Origin of the sequence: Methanosarcina mangrovi (genome assembly GCF_052057765.1) — an archaeon.
GTDB lineage: Archaea > Halobacteriota > Methanosarcinia > Methanosarcinales > Methanosarcinaceae > Methanosarcina.
The window spans coordinates 3,707,884-3,727,642 of record NZ_CP195120.1; the positions used below are offsets into that span (position 1 = coordinate 3,707,884).

The 19,759-nt window shown below is 46.4% G+C and carries 14 protein-coding genes; 11 read left to right on the forward strand and 3 right to left on the reverse strand.

Annotated elements, in window-relative coordinates; genetic code table 11:
* Positions 1-7 precede the first annotated feature (7 nt).
* The 6 genes from ACSAZL_RS16395 (at position 8) to ACSAZL_RS16420 (ending at position 6,573) form a co-directional block, all read left to right on the forward strand.
* Entirely contained in the window at positions 8-1,582 is a 1,575-nt protein-coding gene (locus ACSAZL_RS16395; RefSeq protein ID WP_440945669.1) for a hypothetical protein, read from the forward strand.
* A 118-nt stretch (positions 1,583-1,700) separates the two neighbouring features.
* The gene (locus ACSAZL_RS16400) at positions 1,701-3,662 is read left to right on the forward strand and encodes an energy-coupling factor transporter ATPase (protein ID WP_440945670.1); all 1,962 of its coding nucleotides are present in this window, start codon (positions 1,701-1,703) and stop codon (positions 3,660-3,662) included.
* Between the two features lie 25 nt (positions 3,663-3,687).
* Positions 3,688-4,581, forward strand: a complete 894-nt coding sequence (locus tag ACSAZL_RS16405) for an energy-coupling factor transporter transmembrane component T family protein (protein WP_440945671.1) — start codon at positions 3,688-3,690, stop codon at positions 4,579-4,581.
* A complete protein-coding gene (locus ACSAZL_RS16410; RefSeq protein ID WP_440945672.1) occupies positions 4,578-5,345 on the forward strand; it encodes an ABC transporter ATP-binding protein in 768 nt (255 codons plus the stop codon). Before ACSAZL_RS16405 ends, ACSAZL_RS16410 begins: the two co-directional genes overlap by 4 nt.
* Positions 5,345-6,070 (forward strand): ABC transporter permease, encoded by a 726-nt coding sequence (locus tag ACSAZL_RS16415; protein WP_440945673.1) that lies wholly within the window; start codon positions 5,345-5,347, stop codon positions 6,068-6,070. The genes ACSAZL_RS16410 and ACSAZL_RS16415 overlap by 1 nt, the downstream gene beginning before the upstream one ends.
* 215 nt (positions 6,071-6,285) lie before the next feature.
* Complete coding sequence (locus ACSAZL_RS16420; protein WP_440945674.1) at positions 6,286-6,573, forward strand: hypothetical protein; 288 nt, start codon at positions 6,286-6,288, stop codon at positions 6,571-6,573.
* Positions 6,574-6,596: 23 nt separating this feature from the next.
* Here ACSAZL_RS16420 and ACSAZL_RS16425 read toward each other — a convergent pair whose 3' ends face one another.
* Complete coding sequence (locus tag ACSAZL_RS16425) at positions 6,597-7,550, reverse strand: phosphate signaling complex PhoU family protein (protein ID WP_440945675.1); 954 nt, start codon at positions 7,548-7,550, stop codon at positions 6,597-6,599.
* 861 nt (positions 7,551-8,411) lie between these two features.
* Between ACSAZL_RS16425 and ACSAZL_RS16430 the strand changes: the two genes are divergently transcribed.
* From ACSAZL_RS16430 to ACSAZL_RS16440, 3 genes are all read left to right on the forward strand, one after another.
* On the forward strand, positions 8,412-9,059 hold the full coding sequence (locus tag ACSAZL_RS16430; protein WP_440945676.1) for a PAS domain-containing protein: 648 nt from the start codon (positions 8,412-8,414) through the stop codon (positions 9,057-9,059).
* Positions 9,060-9,089: 30 nt separating this feature from the next.
* Positions 9,090-11,315: a GAF domain-containing protein gene (locus tag ACSAZL_RS16435; protein WP_440945677.1), complete on the forward strand. Its 2,226-nt coding sequence runs from the start codon at positions 9,090-9,092 to the stop codon at positions 11,313-11,315.
* 170 nt (positions 11,316-11,485) lie between these two features.
* Positions 11,486-12,286, forward strand: a complete 801-nt coding sequence (locus tag ACSAZL_RS16440) for a helix-turn-helix transcriptional regulator (protein ID WP_440945678.1) — start codon at positions 11,486-11,488, stop codon at positions 12,284-12,286.
* A 701-nt stretch (positions 12,287-12,987) separates the two neighbouring features.
* Here ACSAZL_RS16440 and ACSAZL_RS16445 read toward each other — a convergent pair.
* Together ACSAZL_RS16445 and ACSAZL_RS16450 are read right to left on the reverse strand one after the other, a co-directional pair.
* Positions 12,988-13,905, reverse strand: a complete 918-nt coding sequence (locus ACSAZL_RS16445) for a hypothetical protein (protein WP_440945679.1) — start codon at positions 13,903-13,905, stop codon at positions 12,988-12,990.
* 16 nt (positions 13,906-13,921) lie between these two features.
* A complete protein-coding gene (locus tag ACSAZL_RS16450; protein ID WP_440945680.1) occupies positions 13,922-14,404 on the reverse strand; it encodes a hypothetical protein in 483 nt (160 codons plus the stop codon).
* Positions 14,405-14,902: 498 nt separating this feature from the next.
* On the opposite strand from ACSAZL_RS16450, the gene ACSAZL_RS16455 reads away from it, so the two are divergent.
* Together ACSAZL_RS16455 and ACSAZL_RS16460 are read left to right on the forward strand one after the other, a co-directional pair.
* The gene (locus tag ACSAZL_RS16455) at positions 14,903-16,807 is read left to right on the forward strand and encodes a methyltransferase cognate corrinoid protein (protein WP_440945681.1); all 1,905 of its coding nucleotides are present in this window, start codon (positions 14,903-14,905) and stop codon (positions 16,805-16,807) included.
* A gap of 725 nt (positions 16,808-17,532) precedes the next feature.
* Entirely contained in the window at positions 17,533-19,467 is a 1,935-nt protein-coding gene (locus tag ACSAZL_RS16460; RefSeq protein ID WP_440945682.1) for a hydantoinase/oxoprolinase family protein, read from the forward strand.
* Positions 19,468-19,759 lie beyond the last annotated feature (292 nt).

The window sequence follows — 19,759 nt, forward strand, 5'->3', positions numbered from 1 at the left end:
TAGCGGAATGAAAAACCCAGTTTTTTTCTTCCTTATACTGATGCTGGCAATCCAGCCTGCAGCAGCACAGATGCGGGAGGAATTCAAACCTGAAGATATGACCACATTCATGATCCAGGTCCCGTACGGAGTGGAGGGGAATAGCCTTGCTGTCGGAGGCAGCAATCTTTCTGCATATATTTTTTTTGAGAGTTATTACGACGGAAATATGAATGTGACAACGGAACTCGAGTTACCCGAGGGTTTTATGCTCCGGGACAGCCCTGTCCATTCCTTTACGCTTCAGACCGAGTACGATAACTGGTACAGGTTCGTTGATTTTTATATACCTGACGAACTCCCCCCCGGAACTTATAACATAACTGCAACTGCAGTTGTCGATGTTGAAGGGGATAAGCATACTATTGTGCGCAAAACCCGGCTTAAGGTCGCTTCGAAAGAGGAAATCACAGAGGAAATCACGGTATCCGGACTTATAATACCATCAGATGAGGACGGATACGGAAATCCCAGCCATCCGTCTAACACTCTGGTAGTCAGGGAAACATCTCCTGCTCTCAAAAAGCTGCTGAAGGTCACAAACCTCCGGATCGATAAGGAAGACCTCATTTCAACCTTCATAGGAGTGGAGCTTACCAATAAAGGAGATAGTACGGTTCCTGTTATAATCACTTATGATGTCCTTGACATCAAGACCGGAGAACCTGTACAAGCCTTTAATCCTTCCATTATGGGGATGGACGCAGGTACACTGTGCTATGCCACTTTAACGCTTACCCCGAATTCGAGTTCACTTGTAAGTCTTCCCCTTTATATGTCCAGGGATACGATGGGAGGAGAGTACCTGCTGAGGGTTGAGGTAAAGCTCACAGGCAGCGACTGGGTTGCAGTGACAGAGGACCGGAAAATAAACGCAATTTCGAGAAAATGGGGCCCCATAGCAATTACTTTTGTCTCCGCTTTACTCGGACTTACTGCCTTAAGCCTCTTTTTCTCAAGATCAAAGGAGATAATGGACAGGTTTAAGACCCGCAACCTTGTGCTGATTTCCCTTTTCGGGACCGTTTCTTTTGCAGCCATAAACCTCCCCATGACAATCCTCTGGGAACTGTCCCATGCAATATTCGGGCCTTTCAGTTTCCTCTTTACAGGGCTCTTCTATGAGATTCTTCTTTACATGCTCATCGCCTCGCTTGTTGTCCTGATTCCAAAACCCGGAGTTGTAAGCCTTTTTATGCTGGTCAGGTTCCTGTTAGGAGGATTTATAACCGGGAGTTTCACCCCGATAACTTTCATAACATTTTCCCTGAGCGCGATACTGCTGGAGGGCATGATGTATGTTGCAGGGATAACCGGAAAAAACCCGAACCCCGGAAGCAGGTTCAGGATGGGAGTTGTCTGCGGAATTGCTGACATGGCCAGCGGGTATGCATCTTTCAGCGTCTGGATGGTGCTCTACAGGCTGTTCTACAGCAACTGGTACATAACAGCGAATATCCTGATCGACGGCTTCCTATATACTTTCATAGGAGCCTGGCTTGGAATAAGCCTGGGAAACAGGCTGAAAAAGGTGGCGGAATAAGGTGGTACAGCGAGGAGGAATAAAGCGATACAGTGAGGCGAATAAGATAGCAAGGGAAGTACAGCGAGGCAGATAAGGTGATACTATGGCAGTACAGCGAGGCAGATAAGGTGATACTATGATAGAGATCAAAGACCTGTGGTATACCTATCCCGGAAGAACAGATCCGACGTTAAAAGGAGTTAACCTGAAAATAGAAGAGGGAGAATTTGTTCTCCTTACTGGCCCTACTGGCTGCGGGAAAAGTACTTTACTCAAAACCCTTAACGGCATAATTCCTCATGAATCAGGAGGAACATTTTCAGGCAGCATCCGGGTAAACGGGATAGAAACCCGAGACTCAAACCAGATGGAACTTTCAAGAGCTGTAGGGCTTGTTTTTCAGAACCCTGATGACCAGATCTTTTCCACAACCGTTGAGGACGAGGTAGCCTTTGGGCCCGAAAACCTCTGCTTAGAGAGGGAAGAAATTGATAAGAAGGTAGAAGGAGCCCTTCGGATGGTCGGGATGTCAGGACACCGGCTGGCTTCTACAAATTCGCTTTCAGGAGGGCAGAAACAGAGGATCTGCATTGCAAGCATGCTTGCGATGATGCCTGGAATCCTTGCCATGGACGAACCCGTAAGCCAGATGGACCCTCTGGGCACCCAGGAAGTCCTGAATACCGTAAGAGAACTCAACAGAAAACTAAAGATAACCATCCTGCTGGTCGAGCACAGGCTGCACGAACTTGTGCCCTTTGCAGACAGGGTCATCATCATGGACAGAGGAAAAATAATCTTTGATCAGCCCACCTCAAAAGCTTTTGATTATCTTGAGATCTTTCACAGGCTGGGGCTTCGGGTTCCCGAACCTGTTGAACTCTGCCATACCCTGGGGATAAAGGCAAGCCCTCTCAGCGCGGAGGAAGCTCTTGCCGTGCTGGGCACTGGAAATTTTAAAGAGAAAGTGAAAACCCTCCGGGACTTTTCAAACCCGAAAGAAGAAACTGGCAGACGAGCTGCTTCTGTCGGAAGTAACGAGTTTGTAAATAACGGGTCTGGGAATAAAGATTCTGGAAATAAGGATTCTGGAAATAAGGATTCTGGAAATAAGGATTCTGGAAATAAGGATTCTGGAAATAAGGATTCTGGAAATAAGGATTCTGGAAATAAGGATTCTGGAAATAAAGATTCCGGAAATAAGGATTCCGAAAATAAGGATTCTATAAATAAGGATTCTGTAATATCTATCCGGGACCTGTGGTCTGGTTATGAAAAAAACAGTATGGTGCTTAAGGGAATAAACCTGGAAATCCGTAAAGGCGAAAGAGTTGCGGTCATGGGGACAAACGGCTCGGGCAAGTCGACCCTGCTTCTGAACCTTGCATCCATGCTTAAACCATACAAAGGGAATGTAAAGGTCTTCGGAGAGGATACCAGGTCCAGAAATCCTTACTCCTTTGCAGGGAGAGTCGGATTCGTATTCCAGAACCCTGACCTCATGCTCTTCTGTGACTCAGCTGAGGAGGAGGCAAGGTTCGGGCCGGTCCAGTTAAAGTATAAAAATATCGAGGAAAGGACAAGAACCTCGCTTGAAGCCATGTCGATTCTGAACCTCAGGCAGGACCTTCCCCAGTCCCTGAGCAGGGGGCAGAGGCTCAGGACAGCCGTTGCCTCGGTACTTTCCATAAATCCTGAAATAATCCTCCTTGACGAACCCACAACAGGGCAGGACAGGGTGAATATCGAACAGATGATGGATTATTTCAAAAACAACCGCTCAACACTGGTTTTTTGTACCCATGATATCGAGATTGCAATGCTCTATGCAACAAGAATCCTTGTGATGAACGAGGGACGGATTATAGCAGATGGGAAGGGAAGAGAGGTCATAAAGAATATCGAGATCCTGAAGAAAGCTTCCCTTGCCCAGCCCCCGGTTGTTGAGATTGCGAACTATCTGGGAGTGGATGCTTTTTCAGTCACGGAACTTGTGGAAACGCTAACCCGTAGACGTTCTGAAGTTAAAAAATATGAAGTGAGAAAATATGAAGTGGTAAATTCTGAAGGGATAAAATGTGAAGTGATAAAATGCTGACCTGTAGAAAGCCTGGAGTGATAATATGATAGGCGCCAGATCAATTGCAGAACCAACGATTAAAGATACAATAATTCACAGGATTGACCCGCGGGCAAAAATCCTGATCCTTATCTCCACGGCTTTTGTGGCGGTAACCGTGGACAATCCCGAATCCATGCTTCTGATGTTTCTGGTCATACTTTCCGGATTTGCACTTGCAAGGATGCCGGTAATAAAACTCAAAACCCTGGCTCTACTCCTCGTGCTTTTGGTCTGGGGGACTATCTACTCTCAGGCTCTTTTTTATTCCCAGCTTCCAAGGACCGTGATTTTTACCATAATCAGTCCTGATTTTCCGGTTCTGGGATGGCTGACAAACGGAGGGTTATTCGTATACGAAGAAGGGCTTCATCACGGTGCAATTCAGGGCTTAAGGGCGGCTTCAATCCTGTCCCTAGGGCTGTTGATGTGCTGGACCACGGACTCAAGAGATATGCTAAACGGGCTTGTGGGGCTCAGGGTTCCTTACAGCGTGGCCTTCATGGTGGTAACAGCAGTCCGGTTCCTGCCAATAATAATCACTGAAGTGCTTACCGTGATAACGGTACAGCGGCTCAGGGGTTTTAACCCTAAAAGGTTCGGGTCAGGGATCGTGAAAACGTCCCTGAACATATTGACCCCGACGCTCTCAAACTGCGTGAGAAGAACAGGTATCCTTGCAGTTTCGATCCAGAGCCGGGCTTTTCGGGCAAATCCGGAAAGGACATACCTCAAAAAACTGAAATTTTCGGAGTTTGATAAGGCACTGGTCACAGTCTGTATTTCTGCTGCCATAAGTATCGTGATCATAAAACTCCTTTACAACATGTACACAAGTGGAATTTACTATACCTCAGGTTTAAGGCCTATTTACGCACTTGCAAGGGGATATCTGTGATAGAAATAGAGAAATTATCCAAGTCCTTCGGAAACCTGCTTGCTGTTGATAATCTCGACCTTGACGTCGGAAACGAGATTTTTAGCCTCCTGGGGCCCAACGGGGCAGGCAAAAGTACGACGGTCATGATGCTCACAACCCTGCTAAAACCCAGCAGCGGCACTGCAAAGGTCTGCGGATATGATATTGTGAAAGACTCTAAAAAAGTCAGATCAAAGATAAGCTATGTCCCTCAGGACATGGCAGTGGACCGAAAACTTACAGGCAGGGAAAATGTGCTGCTTTATGCAAAGCTCTACGGGATTCCGAACCGAAACTCAAAGGTAGACGAAGTGCTTGAAATGATGTCCCTCTCGGACCGGGCAGGGGATCTTGTTGCAACATATTCGGGAGGGATGAGACGGCGCCTTGAACTTGCGCAGGCCCTTGTGCACGAGCCTGAAGTCCTTTTCCTGGACGAACCCACCCTCGGCCTGGACGTGAGCGGCAGAAAGAAGATATGGGAGCATATCAGGATGCTTAAGGCGGAAGGAATGACTATCTTCATGACCACTCACTACCTGGAAGAGGCAGAAAAGTACTGCAACAGGGTTGCCATTATTGACAAAGGCAAAATTGCAGTTGTCGGCTCGCCCAAAAACCTGATAAGTTCCATAGGAAAAGATGCTTCCCTTAATGATGTTTTCCTTGAGAAAGTCAAGACCCCTGAAGAGCAGGCAGGGTTTAATTCAACCCAGTTCAGAAACCTTCTGAGGCGGAGATAATGAAAGCAATATTCTACTATTTTGAAAGGGACCTCGTAAAATGGCTCAGAGGAAGGGTAACCGTTATTTCCTCTCTTGTAATGCCTGCCGCCTGGCTTGTATTTGTCGGGCTTGCCCTGCCCACAAAGTTTACCGATAATTATCTTGCATTTATCACCCCGGGCATCCTTGTAATGACGACTCTCTTTTCCTCCCTGCAGGGCGGATCACTTATGATTTTTGATAAAATACTGGGTTTTTTGAATAAGTTCCTCGCCATGCCCTCCCCACGAGAAAGCATGCTGTACGGAAAAATCCTGTTTATCAGCGTAAGGGGCCTGCTGCAGGCAACCGTGATTCTCCTGATTGCCACCATACTTGGAGTAAGAATATCGGACCCGATAAACATAGTTCTGATATATCTGACCCTATTCCTGTTTTCGGTATTTTTCTCGGCCCTTTCAACCATGATCGGGCTGCACTTAAGCGACCATGACAGCTATGCCGCCGTGAACAGCATGATCAGCATGCCGCTCTTTTTTACGAGCAGCGCACTTATGCCCTACGAGGTCATGCCTGCCTGGTTGAGGACACTGGCAAAACTCAATCCGGTCAGCTATGCCATAGACAGCACAAGAATGCTGTTCGAAGGAGGAATACCTGTTCACGGGATTATGGGCCTTGCTATAGGAGCCGGAGTTGTGGTGATTCTAGGAACGCATCAGTTCCGGAAAGCGGTTGTGTAAAAAAGCAAATATTAGGGAAAAAATAATCAGAGAAAAATAATTAGGGGAAAATAATTAGGGGAAAATTCCCCCTCAACCCGAGAAATACTTCCATCGGCCCCGGAAAATGGGGCTAACCCACGTCTTTAAGTGACTCGGTCAGCCTTTCTGGAGACCTTCATTTGATTTAATTCTCTTGAGAGAAGCTCACTCTAATAACTTCTAAATTAGCCCTCTTGAGCGCAGTTTCCGATTTTAACCTGCAAGTTAGTCTGCTTGAGCGCAGTTCACTATTATATCCCAAAATTGGCCCTCTTGAGCGAAGCGAAAAGGGCAGCGTACTGCAAAGCCGCAACTCTGCCGAAACAGACCGCGTACTCCCGAGGCGCAATTCTGGAAGGGCAGCGCACTGCAGAGCCGCAACTCTGCTGAAACGGACCTCGTGCTACTGCACTTGCAATGCAACTCACAGTAACTCTCCGATTTCCTGTGATCCCGAAGCGAAACCAGGGAAGCGAAAATAGGGTGCCGAAGCACAATTCAGGCGTCAGAGCTGCTTTATGTTCATATTAATTGAGACTTCTGCGATATCGGCACTGTATTCGGCTACTCTTCTCAGGCTCTCAAGAACCATGCTGAGTTCGATACTGCCCGAACCTTCGCCGTCTCTCGACTCCAGGGAAACGCCAAACTGGGAGACTTTCTTGGCTTCAACAACGATCTGGTTTATAGCCTGGAGGTCTTCTTGCTGCATGGAATCTATGGAGCTTTCAAACACTTTCCTGGAGAGGTCAGCCATCTTGAAAATCGGGTCATCACTGCTGATTCCGGAATCCATTTTAAGGACATTTCTGGAAATCCTTACCGCGTGGTCCCCTACGCGCTCGATGCTCTTGGTAATGAGCCTGTAGCCAAGACATTCCCGCGGATGTCTGATTCCAATTTTTTCTGAAAGCTCGATGTCTTCAATTGAAGCCTTGAGCTGGCGGACGGCAAGGAGGTAGAAGCGGTCAACATCGTCGTCTCTCTGGATGACGTCCTCTGCGATCTCCACATTGCGGTCCCGAAGGCCGGTCATAGAGTCCTCAAGCATGGAAAGAACAAGCCCGTACATGTTTTTAATTACACGGCTGAGAGGGAGGTCGTTGTAGTTCAGGAGGCACTGAAAGACGAGTTCGTTTCGGGACTCTTCCACAAGTTCCAGACCTATGAGTTTCTGGCGCACAGAGTCCTTTATGAATTTGCGGTCATAGGCGCTGAAACCTTTTTTGGTGGTCAACCTGATTACGTCATACCCGACCAGATAATGAGAAATAAGGATTCTCAGATTGTTTTCCGCACTATCGGAGTGGAGGTAGTCTATAGTTGCCTTAAGGGCAGAACGTTCTTTCGAAACCGCACTGGAGGAAACCAGCAGGGTTTTGTTCGGCATGGGTGTGAGGGTCAGTGTGTCTCCGGCCTCAAGCCCTATATCTCGAACCCATTTTATGGGAAGAGACACTATATAGGTAGAATTTCCGGTAAACTGAACTTTTCTTTTATCCTTGGTAATAAATAAGCCCCCTTGGAGATGCTAATGAGTAGTACAAGATCTATATAGAAGATATTGATATATAAAGGTATCCAAAAAGTAGCAGATCAAAAGAAAAAATGACTCGTGATTCCGGAGTCTAAGTATAGTATATAGGATTGAGAACGAATAATGAAAAAACATAGGATTGCTAAGGGTATTACATACAATTTGTGTATAAAAAAGAGGTTTATAAAAAAATACCTTTTTTCATAAACGACTCCGGTGGAAACTGAAAATATCAGCCCCTGGGAAAAATAAAGCCTGCCCAGTAACCCTACAGAAAAGAAAATTGCTGAGAAGAAAATCAGGTTGCTCGTCTTTACATCAACCGATTGATCAGATTCTGCAGACCATTATAAAAAATAGAGAAAAATCAAAAATATAAGAGAAATGCAATTTAAATTGTTAGAGGAATAAATAAAAAATAAAAAAATAAAAAAAATAAAAAAATAAATAAGCCAGTACTGCCATTTTATTTGAAAAGAATGAAGCTTTATTAAACTCAGGCAGATCCTGAGCCCCTTAAATGAAAAATTCCAGGGGTATTCGGTTACGGAAGGGAAAAATATCCTTGAAGTGCTTTTGCAGGTATGTCCCTGTTCCTCAACATTAACAGTAGCTCAAAGCCAGTTATTATATGGAATCTTACTCCCTCCATCCTGAACATTAACAGTAGCTCAAAAACAGTCGACTACATAAGAGTTTGTTCCCTGTATCCTGAACATAAACAGTAGCTCAAAACGGTATTCAAAATCAGGTAAATAAAAATAAAACTCGGGAAATGAATCGATGAAAAAGTTCGATATAAATCTTGAATCGCTCATAAACAGCAGCCCTGTAGTCATTTTTTTATGCAAGGCAACTGAAAACTGGCCTGTCGAACTCATCACTGAAAACATCAGGAATTTCGGTCATGAAGTTGAAGACTTCACATTAAGAGGCGTCCGATACCTTGATATCGTCCACCCTGAAGACCGGGAAAGGGTAAAAGAGGAAATTGCCAGGTGTTCGGAAAAGGGTTGTGCAGAGCTGACCCAGGAGTACAGGATACTGACAGCTTCAGAAGAAGTGCGCTGGATTGAGGTAAAGACCCTGATCAGGAGAGATGAAGACGGAAATGTGAGCCATTACCAGGGCACACTATGCGACGTTACCCAGCGCAAAAAAGCCGAAGAATCGGTACAAAAGGCGCTGAAAAAGAAGAACGAACTCAAAAACATCATCAAAAGCAGCCCCGTATATGTGTTTTTATGCAAGCCGGAAGAAGGCTGGCCCGTAGAATTTGTCTCTGAAAATATCACAAAGCTGGAATATACCCCCGAAGATTTCACCTCCGGAAAAATAAAATTTGAAGACCTGATACATCCTGAAGACCGTAAAAGAATACGCGCCGAAGTGGCAAAGTTTTCCAGAGAAGGCTATGAAGACTGTACCTAGGAGTACCGGGTCCTGACAAAGTCGGGAAAAGTGCGGCATATAGACGACAGGACCCTCATCAAAAGGAACGAAAAAGGAGAAATTGTCCATTACCAGGGGATCGTCCTGGACATCACCGAACGCAAGCTGGCTGAGGAGATGATAAAAGGGCAAAACAGGGTCCTGGGAAAGCTCGCCTCCGGAGCCCCCCTGGAAGAAATGCTCCTGCTCCTCGTCCAGAATGTTGAAAAGATCCGGCCAGGTTCAAGATGTTCGGTCATGCTGCTCGACCGGGAGAAAAAGCGCCTCTTTTACTGCGTTGCCCCCAGACTCCCTGCTTTTTATATTCAGAAGACCAACGGGACTGAGATCGGTTTTGGGGCGGCGTCCTTCGGAACTGCGGCTTACATGAAAAAAAGGGTTACCACAGATAACGTGATGGAGCACCCCTACTGGACTGAATACAGGGACCTTGCGGCTGAAGCCGGGATTAAAGCCTGCTGGTCCGAACCAATCATTTCGTCCTCAGGAGAAGTCCTGGGAGTCTTTTCCATGTACTACGGGGAAGTGCACAGGCCTGAAAAAGAAGACCTGGACTTTATGAAAACAAATGCCCAGCTGGCAGCCATTGCAGTTGAACATAAGCTGGCAGAAGAAACCCTCAAAGAATCCGAACACAAGTTCAGGACCATCTTCAATAACATCAATGACCAGCTGTACATCCGCGAGCCCGAAGGAGAAAGTTACATGGACGTAAACCAGGCAGTGGTAAGCAGGCTCGGATATGACAAGGAAGAGATCCTGAAAATGGAAGCCGAAGAGATTATCCCTGCCGAGTACTGGGCCTCGGTCCGGGAGAACCTCAAGAAAATCCAGAGCGAGGGGTCCAGGATCTATGAAGCCGGGGCGGTCTGCAAGGACGGCACTGTTGTCCCCCTTGAAGTAAGCGCCAGGATAATTGATTATGAAGGCAAGAAAACAATCCTCTCGGTTGCCAGGGATATCACCGAGCGCAAAAAAGCAGAGGCTGCCCAGAAACTGAACGAGGCCCGGCTCGAAGCCCTGGAAAAACTTAACCGGATGACAGGAGCTTCCTTAAAAGAGATCACGGACTTTGCCCGCGAAGAGGCGGTCAGGCTTACGGGCAGTAAACTCGGGTATCTTGCTTTCATGGACGCCTACGAAACCTCCCTGATCATGCACTCCTGGTCAAAGAGTGCCATGGAAGAATGTGCTATCGAAGACAAGCGTTTCATTTATCCGGTGAAAACTACAGGGCTCTGGGGAGAAGCCGTCCGGCAGCGCAAACCCATAATCACAAATGATTATACAGCCCCGAGTTCCCTGAAAAAAGGATACCCGAAAGACCATGTGCACCTTACCCGCCATATGAACGTTCCAGTGTTTGACGGGGACAGGATCGTTGCGGTTGCGGGGGTTGGAAACAAAGACGAGCCATATGATGAATCGGACCTGCGCCAGCTCACTCTGCTTATGCAGGGCATGTGGCAGCTCATCCAGAGAAAGCAGCTTGAAGACGCCCTGAAAGCTTACTCGGAAGATCTTTCCAAAGCCAACGACGAACTGAGGTCCCTGAACAGGATAAAAGCGGAATTTATGACCGAAAGCCTGCCCCTTATGAGGGTTGACCACGGAGACTTTATTGATTTAGAGACCTGGGAGGCAATTGAAGACCAGCAGCAGAAGGCAATCGACACCGTCATCAACAGCTCGGAGAGGCTGAAGCATATGGTTGATTCCCTGCTCTACCTGAGCCTGGAACAGGCAGGGAAGATAGAGTATTCCTTTGGCGAGGTAGAAATTAAGAAGATACTCTCGGACGTCTACCTCAACCTGGTCCTCCTGATTGATGAAAAAGAACTGAGGGTCGAAAAGGAACTCCCTGCAAGCCTCCCGCCTATCCGCGGAGACAAACAAAAACTGACAGACCTGTTCACGACCTTGATGGGCAACGCTATCAAGTTCACCCCCCACGGCGGGACCCTGGAAGTGAAAGCCGAAGAAGAAGAGGAAACAGTCCACATAATGGTAAAGGACAGCGGAACAGGTATCCAGAAAAGGCTTATCCCCCACCTCTTCCACAGGATCTACCAGGTGGACGACTCCCTCACCCGCAGGTATCAGGGCCTTGAATCGGGGTTCTATATCTGTAAGAACATTGTCAACGCCCATGACGGGGAAATCTGGGCAGAAAGCGAAGAAGGTTCGGGCACAACCATGCATGTAAGGCTTCCGAAAAAGAAACCTGAAGCATGAATTGAATAGAGTCTTTAATGAGTCTTTAATGAGTCTTTAATGAGTCTTTGATAGATTCTTGACCTCGATAAAGTCCTGATAAAATCTGAAACTGAATCAGAACCTTGAACAGAGCCCTGAATAGAGCTTTAACTAAAAAAATGTGTAAATGAAGCGGCTGGAGATTTACGATGAAACTGGAACTGTTGGGTACCCTTTTTCTTTCGGACAAAAGAAAAGACCTTCTTCTACTATTGATGGAGGAACCCAGGAATATTGATGACATTAAAAACATCCTCAACGTGACTTCAAGTGCGATCATGACCCAGATCAAGATCCTCATCAGCCAGGGGCTTATCATCCATGAAGACGATCTTTACAAGCTCTCGGATATAGGGAAAGTGGTCGTTAAAAAAATGAGACCCCTGCTGAACACCCTGGAAGTGTTTTCAGAGAACATGGACTACTGGGAAAACCACAACATAAGCGCAATCCCTGTCCACCTCCTGGACCGGATTGACGACCTGGGACACTGCGAATTTGTCGAACCTGACCTGGACCGAATGTACGAAATTCCCCAGAAAATCGAAGAAAAATTGACCCGGTCAGTCCACGTCATGGAAGTCTCGTCCTACTTCAACCCTGCTTACCCCTCAACCTATGTAGAGCTCATCAAAAAAGGAACGGACGTATCCCTGATAATCACAAAACCGGTATTTGAAAGGCTGAAAAAGGAATACAGCGCAGCCCTTAATGAATACCTGGACAGGGATAATGCAAAAATCTTCGTCTGCGACTGCCCCATAAGGCTTGCTTCAAGCCTGGTAACGGACCACTTCATGGCTCTGTCCCTCTTCTATAAAAACGGGATCTATCACAACCATGCAATGATGAGTCTGGAAAAAACCGCCCTCAAATGGGGAGAAGACCTCTTTTTGCACTACATGAAAAACTCAAAGGAAATAAAGGAAATCGAATTCGAGAAGACCTGAAAGTTCCATCGGAAAAATACCATCAGTAAAAGTTAGGAAATTAATCTCTACACGACCCGGTAGATGCAGCACCCGAGTTTCGCTTCGACACCCGAATTGCGATTCGGGATCGCATGAAATCGGAGATTTCATGGGAGTTGCACTGCAAGTGCAACAGCCCGCAGTCCTTTTCACTCGCTTCGCTCGTTCAAGAGGACTAAAAAGAATTAGATTACGAAAAATTCTGAACTGTACAACCATATTCACTATACAGAACCTTTCTTGTCCCGCTCGACGCAGGAGAGCGGTCTTTCCCGTAAAAATGAAGAAAAGAGAAAAATACGCAAAAAATAATCTACGTTTGCTTTTAATGCTTATTACAGTATATTTAGGCTCTTCTTTCTACTTCTTTCACGATCTTCTTTCTACCTCTTTCACGATCTTCTCTCTACCTCTTTGAGACTTCTTCCTTCGACTCTTTCTGCTTTTTGGGAAGGGCCACCAGACAAGCTGGCGGAGGCGCCCTAGGAATGTGAATTAAACTTCGGTTTCTAGGGTCAGGAAAGTATTCTTTTAAAAAGAAATACATTTCTGTACTCAACTTCTCTCAGAACAACAGGAATTCATCTGCTGTTACTATTCCTGCGTGGCTGGTAAGACGGCTTCAGCCCTGTATTGCTCGGGGAAAACAAAAAAAGAAAAAATAAAACTGCGGATACGTGTTACCAGTTACCTCCGCTGTATCTAAACTCAAACTCATCCACTTTTTCAGGGGGGAGTCCCAGATCTGTAAACATTCTTTTAAACACAGCTCTATACTCGTCTTCAGGGATGGTTTTTCCTGAACTACCTGGCCCGAGAGACACCTTAAGATACAGCCCTCCAAGCCTATCGATCTTGACCGTATAAACACTCCAGCCTTCTCTATGGCTTATTTCCACGTTTGGGACAATATAATATATACTTCCGATTTTCTGACTCTCATTGTAAAATGTCTCCGTACACCATCCCTCTCCAGACGTTTGAGCATCAAAAGTGGAGTCAGTAGCTTCTTTTACGAGGTATTTATGAATTGCTGCAAAATCCGGAGTTTCGGTTACAATTACCTGATCAAAAAAGACATCGTTAACCTCCCAGTCCTCTGCAGGGAGATAAGCCTCGACTTCCTCTCCACTCATGCCAAAAATGATTTTGAATATCTGGACTATCCATTCTCTTTCTGGAAGTTCGTCTGGCCTGTATTTTGCAAGCGAATCATCACTGTAAAAAGAAACACTTGATTCCTGATCGTCTAAAAAAGAGATTGAAATCCAGGAAGAATCGGAGTAGTAAATATCCAGGGAATTCACCAGATAATCAGAACCCAGCCTGGGATCAAGCCCTTCAATGGTACCGGGACGAAGACCCGGAATCTCTTTTTCCTTAGCATTCACATAATAAATTTCTGTCTTATATCCGGCCTCTCCAGCATTGTAGACTGCTTTATCATAATATTCAGGAGAACCAAGGTTGGTGCCCTCCGAATAATAGTATGCCTGGTCATAATAGATCAGCATGAACATAAAGCTCCCGTAGAGCACTGTTATCGGAACCAGTACAACCAGAAGAAGAATGAGCAGTATTTTGAAATATTTGTTCATAGCCTCACCTTCATGTTTAGAACATTTCAACCTCCCCTTCTTCTCCTACGACAAATGTTGTACCGACAGTAGGTGAAGGGTCTTTTCCTTCTTCAAAAACGGAGACTTCAACATCATATGTTCCCGGACCGGGAACGGCTATTTGTACTGACTGATAAAGCATGGACCTGCCTTTCATGCAGTCAAGCTCTACATTTTTTATTGCCACCTCGCGGGAGGGGGACGGCTCAGAGGAGGCGGTCTTCTCTAACTTAAACCGAACCAGAAGAGCCGAACTATCCGACTTGTCTGCATTTACAATGCAAGCGGTTACATTCAGGATATTTCCCCTCTCTCCGTTGACAGGTGTCGAATACTCTTCAGATAAGGACTTCACTTCAATATCTTCAACAGAAACAGAAGAAAGTTCGCCTCCATAGGAAGCCACACAACCGCTAACGGCACTTAAAACCCAACACATGGAGATCAGAAATAAGGACACACTCATGCATTTATTCAAAAAGGCTCCTCCTTAGAACCTTTATTTGACTCTTAATAAAAAGGAGTTCCTTTATTTGTACTTTTTTAGTTCTGCATGATTCTTTATAAGTTGGAGAAGAGGAACTCATATTTAAGAGAGTTCACTGTTTTTCCAATATCCTAGCTGATCGGGTTTCCGCCCCGGCTGGTAAGACCCACTATTCGATCAAAGGCTTTGATCAGATGAAAGCCTCTGATCAAATGAGAGTTCCATACAGGATCACAAAGGTTAACGAAATCAGGAAATATTACCGGATCAGGCAAATTTATAATATCAGGACAATTCACCGAATTAAGCATCAGGAGAGAGGTTAACTGCGTTAATTTGATCTCTGCGTTTATGTTATATGTTTTGCAGCTAATGTATCATCGTTCAAGTTAACAGTTATACAGGGACTTACCGGAGGAGTAAGTTCCTGATTGAGCTACTTACTGTTAACCAGGGAATAATCATAAAAATATGTTGGAAGCGTTTTTTATGGCAGCAGATATTTTGAACCAATTAGCGGAAGCTGTCGTCGACGGAGACGATGACCTTGCAGAAGAACTGGCATACAAAGCCCTGGAAGAAGGCGTTGACCCCTACGACGCTATCGTCAACGGGCTGGCAAGAGGAATGGCAATTGTCAGTGACCAGTACGAGAAAGGAGAAGCCTTCGTACCTCACCTGCTCCTGGCTTCAGGCGCAATGTATGCAGGCATGGACATCCTCAGCCCCGAAATGGTAAAGGAAGGAGAAGCCATGCAGGCTGTGGGAGTCATCGGGACGATTGAAGGAGATGTGCACGACATCGGGAAGAACCTTGTAAAAACCATGCTCAGTGCAGGCGGGTTTGAGATGATTGACCTCGGAGCAGATGTGCCGATTGAGAAATTCGTCGAAACCGCAAAGGAGCGCAAAGCCGACATCATCTCCATGAGTGCCCTGATGACCACAACCATGACCAATATGGAAAAAGTCATTGAAATCCTTCAGGAAGAAGGCATCCGAGACTCCATGAAAGTCATGATTGGAGGAGCTCCGGTTTCCGAAGAGTATGCCTCCGGAATCGGCGCAGACTCAACCCATCCCGATGCAATGCACGCAAGCGCCTGGGCATCCGAAGCCGTAAAGGAACTTGAGCCCAAGGCTGCAAGATGGAGTGAAGAGAAGATCAACCTCGGGAAGATCAAGTACAGGGAGATTCTTGCAAAGAAGACAGTTTCCGATAAAGTGGATGTCGGGCTTGAAACTGCAAACAAGATCAAAGAAGAATTCGAAAGCATTGGCGTGAAGACCAAGGAGGAAATGACCCACGTCGACAGGACTGTTTCTGCCATGTCCGATAAGAAGGTCGACCGCTTGCCCGTCTATCCGCTTGCCTGCGGAGTGCTCAGGAAGTTTGCCCCTGTAACCTACAAAGAGTATGCCACAAATGAAGATGCATTTGTACAGAGCGCATATCTTGGCTCAAAATACCTGGACCTTGACATGTTTGTAGGCCTGATTGACCTTTCCGCAACATCTGCAGACTTCGGCTGTAAGATCAAATACCCTGAAGATGACACCCCATCCTCCGAAGGGCATATCAAGGACTATGAGAAGATCGAAGTCCCCGAACTTAAGGAAGGTACCCGAGGCTATGAACTGGTCATGGCTTCAAAGAAAGCAAAGGAAAAACTCAACAAGGAACTCAACACTCCCTTTGTCGGCTTCCACGAGGGCCCGCTCCTCACCCTTACCCAGCTGATGGGTGCGGACCGCGTCCTTATGGACATGAAGACCCAGCCGGATGTTGTCCTTGAAGCTGTCCAGAAGTGTACTGACTATGTCTGCCAGCTCTCAGAGCTCTTCTTCAACGAAGACGCCTGTGACGCTCTCTGTATCGACAACCTCTGGTCCAATAACGTGATCATGAGCGAGCAGGACTACTGGAAGTTTGACGGAAAGTTCGTCTACGACCAGCAGATCCCCATATTCAAGCAGTACAACCAGCCTTACATCATCCACAACTGTGCTGACGCCGTGCACTTTGAGACTCAGATCAGGAAGTTCGGAACAGCCCTTTACAGCTATGCCTACTACGAGAAGTCCAGGGACAAGGGATCCCAGAACTACGCAGACCTCATCCCCAAATACGGAGACATATGCTGTATGATGGGAGAAGTAAACCCTGTTGAGTTCATGGACGGATCGGCAGCCGGCGTGCAGAAGGTAAAGGACGACACAAAGAACCTTCTCGAAAACGTGCTGCCAGTGCTTAAGGAGAACGGCTTGCAGTCCAAGTATGTCCTGTCCTCCGGCTGTGAAATCCCACCAGGGGGCCCGCTGACAACCGTGCAGGCAATGGTGAACGTTGTAAAGGAACTTGGCCCGGAACTCCAGAAGAAAATAATGGAGTAAACTCTCTAATGGGGAGATCTCCTCTCCCCATTTCAAGTTAAAATCAGGACGGAATGTTTAAGAATAGTATTCAGAGCCCTAAAGTGGAAAATCTCCATAGAGACTGTATCTTCATAGAGCCTGTATCTTCATAATGCCTGTAAAAGTTCGGAAAAACGAAAAACACCCTCCAGGCGAATAAAAACCACATTTTAACCTCCATACAGAAGTTAATCCGACTCCTGAGCTCCAGAGCATAAACAGGAGACTGCGGGAGTCATATGTTAGAACAAAAGGCGGTAAACCTCCATTTAGAAAAGCAACAGACCTCCATTTAAAAAAGCAACAGACCTCATTAAAAAAGCAACAGACCTCATTTAAAAAACAAAAGAAAAACGAGCAGTCCATATAAGGATAAAAACGGAACTTGAAGTAAAAGGAGACAAAAATAGTTGGATTTGCCATAAAGGCACCAAAAAACAGGAACGGCGGATTAAAGACTAATTTGTCTTCACCGCCTCTCCCAATATAAAAGCCGTAAAGTAAAACTGTAAGATCTTTTTTTGAGAAAGATTTTCGCCTTTGAAATTACGCCTGGCTCTCAAAGGTTGTGAAAAAGCAGAGGGAAGGCTGGCTGTAGAGATGTTAGAAACAGGGACAAAAGCGTTAAAGACGAGACTGAAGCAGGCGGGAGAAGACCGGCCATAAAAGGTGAAAAGCCATAGAAATTGAAGAGGAGGAATTTTATGTATCTGGGACTGGGCATTGATACCGGTGGGACATATACCGATGCCGCTGTTATGGATATGTCAAACGGGACCGTGATCGAGTCGAATAAAGCGCTTACAACTTATCCTGACCTTATAAGGGGAATAAAGAACTCAATTGAGGGACTGAACCCTGATTACCTGAAAAGGATAAAATTCGTTTCTGTTTCTACAACCCTTGCTACCAATACTACTCTTGAGGGCAAAGGCTATCCTGCAGGACTTGTCCTTATAGGGCATACAATCCCGAAAAAACTTGCCAGCCGTTATGTAATATCGATCGGAGGAGGGCACGACTCCGACGGGAACGAAGTTGCCCCCCTTGAAGACCTGGAAACCGTAAAAGAATTTGTCAGGCAGGTAAAGAACAAAGTGGCTGCTTTTGCCATTTCCGGCTACTTCGGGGTCAGGAACCCGGAACACGAACTCAGGGTCAAGGAAGTAATTCAGGAAATAACGGACATGCCTGTTGTCTGCGGGCATGAGCTTTCCCTGAGCCTGGGAGCTTACGAAAGGGCAGTGACCGCTCTCCTGAACGCCGAACTGATCCCGGTAAGCAAGCAGTTCATCAAATCCGTCCAGGCGGTAATGGAAGAAAAAGAGATAAAGGCGACCCTGATGATGATGAAGTGTGACGGGTCCCTCGTCCGCATTGAAGAAGCCCTGCAAAAACCCGTAGAATCGATCTTTTCCGGACCCGCAGCAAGCCTGGTAGGGGCTGCCCACCTCACGGGCCTGGATACCTGTGCAACCGTGGACGTGGGAGGCACCAGTACCGACATTGCCATGATTACCGGAGGCATACCCGAGATAAGCGATTCCGGAGCAAGGGTTGGGGGCTGGAAAACAATGGTAAAAGCGATCAGGATGGAGACCTCAGCCCTTGGGGGAGACAGCCTTGTCTGGATCAGAAGAAAGCCGTTCCTGGGCCCTGCAAGGGTTATTCCCCTCTGTCTTGCAGCCTCGGAGTTCCCGGAGATTCTGCAGAAACTGGAGAAAAATGAGGCCCCTAACGAGCGCATAATGGATGAGATCATACAGCCGACCTCTTTTTTCATAAGGAACGGGATAAACTCCCCCGAACTTCTAAGCGGAGAGCTCGAAGAAGACGAGAGGGCAATTATCGAATATCTCGGGGCAGAGCCTCTTTCGGTATCCGAGATCTCGGAAAGGACAGGAAAACACCCGCTTATGTTTGCAGGGATTCTTAAAAATCTCATCCGTAAAAGGCATATAAGCCAGATAGGGTTTACTCCAACCGATGCCCTGCACGTGCTTGGAGAATATGCAAGATGGGACGGAAGGGCTTCTTTTACAGGAGCGAAAATACTTGGAAAAACTCTCAGACAGGGAGCAGAGGAGTTTTCAGCCCGGATCAAGGCTGAAGTTGTGAGAAAACTTACTCTTGAACTGGTTTCCTTCTTTGCGGAAGACATGAAAAAAGAGGACATCGAAAAGCTTCTGGAAAAAGAAGAGGTTCTGAAATTCCGCATAAAGGTCCCCATAGTCCTTGTAGGGGCCCCTGTAAGGGCATACCTGAAAGAACTGAATGAGGCTGTGGACGCAGACATAAGGATCCCCGCTTTCCATGAGGTAGGAAACGCTGTCGGAGCCCTTGCAGGAAAAATCGTCCACAGGACAGAGATCCTTATCCGCCCTTCGGCAGCAGGAAATGCAGAATACTCGGTATTCTCCAGGCTTGGAAAAGATGTCTTTGAGGACTATGGAGAAGCTCTTGACTACGGGCTCAAGCTCAGCCACAGGCTGATTTCGGAGTACATGGACGGATACGGGCTCGATATGGACAATGTGAAATTTGACCTCAAACAGAACGATGTGGGAAGCCGGGGAAAAGCCCCTCTGGAAACCCGCCTGGTCGGAGTCGGGGTAGGCACGACCGGAAAACTGGCATAAGACAGAATATAAAAACGGAATACGAAGCAGGAATAAAAAAGGCAGGCTCAGCGGGTCGTAGCAGTAGAAACTAGCAGCAGAAACAAAAAACAGCAGAAACCTCCAGAAAAGAACCCACCAGGATACAACAAAAAACAGCAAAACCTCCAAAACAGCAAAACTTCCAAAATAGCACCCACCAGGATACAACAAAACAGCAAAACTTCCAAAACGGCAACTACCAAAAATCAAACAGAAAATCCCCGGATAAAAACCCGAAAAAAAAGATCCGAGATTCGGATGCAATTTCGAA

Coding starts and splice junctions, on each gene's coding strand:
- ACSAZL_RS16460 (WP_440945682.1), top strand. CDS start 17,533: ATGTATCTGGGACTGGGCATTGATACCGGTGGGACATATACCGATGCC.
- ACSAZL_RS16430 (WP_440945676.1), top strand. CDS start 8,412: ATGAAAAAGTTCGATATAAATCTTGAATCGCTCATAAACAGCAGCCCT.
- ACSAZL_RS16415 (WP_440945673.1), top strand. CDS start 5,345: ATGAAAGCAATATTCTACTATTTTGAAAGGGACCTCGTAAAATGGCTC.
- ACSAZL_RS16395 (WP_440945669.1), top strand. CDS start 8: ATGAAAAACCCAGTTTTTTTCTTCCTTATACTGATGCTGGCAATCCAG.
- ACSAZL_RS16445 (WP_440945679.1), bottom strand. CDS start 13,905: ATGAACAAATATTTCAAAATACTGCTCATTCTTCTTCTGGTTGTACTG.
- ACSAZL_RS16400 (WP_440945670.1), top strand. CDS start 1,701: ATGATAGAGATCAAAGACCTGTGGTATACCTATCCCGGAAGAACAGAT.
- ACSAZL_RS16440 (WP_440945678.1), top strand. CDS start 11,486: ATGAAACTGGAACTGTTGGGTACCCTTTTTCTTTCGGACAAAAGAAAA.
- ACSAZL_RS16405 (WP_440945671.1), top strand. CDS start 3,688: ATGATAGGCGCCAGATCAATTGCAGAACCAACGATTAAAGATACAATA.
- ACSAZL_RS16455 (WP_440945681.1), top strand. CDS start 14,903: ATGGCAGCAGATATTTTGAACCAATTAGCGGAAGCTGTCGTCGACGGA.